This window comes from Bradyrhizobium cenepequi, from assembly GCF_020329485.1.
Classification (GTDB): Bacteria; Pseudomonadota; Alphaproteobacteria; order Rhizobiales; family Xanthobacteraceae; genus Bradyrhizobium; species Bradyrhizobium cenepequi.
Window position 1 is genome coordinate 1 of the sequence record NZ_JAGKJI010000137.1, and the last position, 1604, is coordinate 1604.

A 1604-nucleotide genomic window follows, 5' to 3' on the forward strand; every position below is an offset into this window, starting at 1 on the left:
TTCCAGGCGCCGAGGGCGCGGCTTACCTCAAGCGTCGCGACAACTTCATCAGCCTCCACTTTACGAAAGCGCATCCCAAGGAGACCGGGGAGATAATCGGCGCCGGCTGCGTTCCAGGCGTCCAGTGTTTCGGGGATCTTGATATCCATTGATCTGCTCTCCTGAAATGATGCGCGGCAAGCAACGAGAGCCGTGCACCGAAAAATGTCCTCGATTCCTATGTAGGCCGTTCGAGGATATTATCGCTCCGAAATGCTGGCGCGTTGGGTGCGTAATCCGGACCGCTTCGCCGAGGTTTTCGGTCGGCGGCTACGTCGCTTTGGCCTAGACATTACGCAATCCAGCTGCGGCCGCAGAGGTCCGAGCGACCGCGCCAGGCTTGCGCCTCACTGGGCGGCGCATCTTGGCTAGTGAAGATGCCTTGTTGGATTGTGTCGCGACGAGTATTAAGTCTCGTCGGTGACGACGATGATCGTCGGCGCGCCGCCGGAACTGATCGACGCGGCGTGCTCCAGGGCTTCCTTGCCGCCCTTGGACGCTGCACAGCTTTTCAGTGCATCGATCGTCGGAAAGCTTACATCGGACATCAAATGGTAGGGCGGTGGCGCAAACGCCGGCCCGACCACGCGCTTGGTGGCGACACCTGTCGCGCCGATGAGTCTCGGGCCGGCGTAGGAAAGATGCTCGTCATGATAGGCGCGCTCAAACGCCACGGCGTCTTTGGGGATAGGATAGAGAATGAGAAGATGAGCCGACACGGTGCGTTCCTCCATAACCATGAGTGAAGTTGCGAGAGCAGTATGGATTGACCGGCGTTGTCTGTGGGGTATGGAATTCTGACCTTGCTCGTTGAATGCCGCCCGGGTGTGGCGTCGCCACGCGAGACCGAGCCGCTCGGTCGTCTCGGAAGCCGCTATCGCGACGAACAGGTGTGATCGCGGCAAACGATGCGGCGACTCCCGTGCTGCCGCCGGTATATTCGACGACCGCGCCGCCAGGCTGCAATCGTCCATCGGCCTCGGGCGCCTCGATCATCGCCAGCGCCATGCGATCCTTCATGCTGCCGGTCGGATTCTCGCTTTCGAGCTTCAGCAGGATGCGAGCTCCGTTGGCGGGGACGACATGGCGCAGCGGCAACAGAGACGTGTTGCCGATGGTGTCTAGAATCGTGGCCTGGGCCGCGGTCATTGACGGTCCTATCGCTTTAGGTCGTTTCGTTCGGGTCTCATAAGAACCGGCCATGGACTGTGCCATTGGCCGGATTCAATCGGAGGGTGGGCACCTGGGCCATGCTTGTACCCTTCTGAACTTGCCACGCTCTCGCATCTTGACAGGTGCGATTGCGGCGCGGGGGTACGGATTCCGGACCTGTGCAACTCGGCCATACCTGGTAGTCTGCCGCGATGGCCGGTTATGGACAGTTTTGCTCGATCGCGCGCGCCCATGAAGTCTTGGGTGGACGCTGGACGCTGCTTGTGGTGCGGGAACTGCTCTGCGGGAGCCGACGCTTCAACGACATTCGCCGAGGCATTCCTCGCATCTCCAAAACCATGTTGTCGGAGAGGCTCCAGGAACTGATCGCTATCGGCGCAGTCGAGCGCCAC

The 1604-nt window shown here is 60.8% G+C and carries 3 protein-coding genes; 1 reads left to right on the top strand and 2 read right to left on the bottom strand.

Annotated elements, in window-relative coordinates; all coding sequences use genetic code 11:
• Positions 1 to 446: 446 nt before the first annotated feature.
• Entirely contained in the window at positions 447 to 713 is a 267-nt protein-coding gene (locus J6497_RS40500) for an EthD domain-containing protein (RefSeq protein WP_225709724.1), read from the bottom strand.
• The gene (locus tag J6497_RS40505; RefSeq protein WP_225709725.1) at positions 703 to 1254 is read right to left on the bottom strand and encodes a pyridoxal-phosphate dependent enzyme; all 552 of its coding nucleotides are present in this window, start codon (positions 1252 to 1254) and stop codon (positions 703 to 705) included. Before J6497_RS40505 ends, J6497_RS40500 begins: the two co-directional genes overlap by 11 nt.
• A 149-nt stretch (positions 1255 to 1403) precedes the next feature.
• On the opposite strand from J6497_RS40505, the gene J6497_RS40510 reads away from it, so the two are divergent.
• Positions 1404 to 1604 (top strand): winged helix-turn-helix transcriptional regulator (locus J6497_RS40510; RefSeq protein ID WP_225709721.1); only part of this gene is annotated, 201 nt, incomplete at its 3' end.